Raw genomic sequence first — 807 nt, 5'->3', positions numbered from 1 at the left:
CCCGGCTGCAGGACTCGTCGATCGACGAGGTCGTGGTCACCGATTCGATCCCGCTCGCCCCCGAGAAGCGGTTCCCGGGGCTCACGATCCTGCCGATCTCGCCGTTGCTCGCCCGCGCGATTCACGAGGTGTTCGAGGACGGCTCCGTCACGAGCATGTTCGACGGGGCTGCCTGACCGGGCGGATGCCGCGGGCCCGCGTCATCCACAACCGGTTGCCCGTTCTGCACGATCGTCCAGATTCATTCGCAAGGATGGATGAGCCCGGAGCTCCGGGCGGCCCCGGAACCGACGCAGGAGGACCTTCATGATCCGCACCACCGCCGTACCCCGCACCGTCCGCACCTCCGCAGCCCTTCTCGGCATCGCCGGCATCGCCGTGCTCGCCGGCTGCTCCACGACCTCGACGACCTCGACCACGGGCTCCGGCTCGCAGTCCGGCACCAGCGGCTCGTCGACCTCGTCGGGATCGACGTCCTCGGGCTCCTACAAGGACGGCACGTTCAGCGCGACGGGCTCCTACCAGACCCCCGAGTCTGTCGAGACGATCGACGTCACCGTCACGCTCGCGTCCGGTGTGATCGAGAGCGTCGAAGTCACCGGAAACCCGCAGGCCCGCGAGTCGCAGCAGTACCAGTCGCAGTTCATCGGCGGGATCTCCGCCGAGGTCGTCGGCAAGAGCATCGACAGCATCTCGGTGAGCCGTGTCGCGGGCTCCTCGCTGACCAGCGGCGGCTTCAACAAGGCGATCGCCGAGATCAAGACCGAAGCGGCGGCGTGACCTTCTCCGCCCGTTGGGAGTTCGACG

At 68.2% G+C, this 807-nt stretch carries 1 protein-coding gene and 1 pseudogene; both read left to right on the top strand.

Going from position 1 to position 807, the window contains the following annotated elements; all coding sequences use genetic code 11:
* A pseudogene (locus ASG00_RS18600) lies at window positions 1-176 on the top strand (ribose-phosphate diphosphokinase); the annotation flags it as partial.
* Window positions 177-306: 130 nt separating this feature from the next.
* Window positions 307-780 (top strand): FMN-binding protein, encoded by a 474-nt coding sequence (locus ASG00_RS13060; protein ID WP_045248654.1) that lies wholly within the window; start codon window positions 307-309, stop codon window positions 778-780.
* Window positions 781-807: the final 27 nt, after the last annotated feature.

It is taken from the genome of Microbacterium sp. Leaf351 (genome assembly GCF_001423825.1).
GTDB lineage: Bacteria > Actinomycetota > Actinomycetes > Actinomycetales > Microbacteriaceae > Microbacterium > Microbacterium ginsengisoli.
This window is presented reverse-complemented; position numbering and strand designations above follow the sequence as displayed.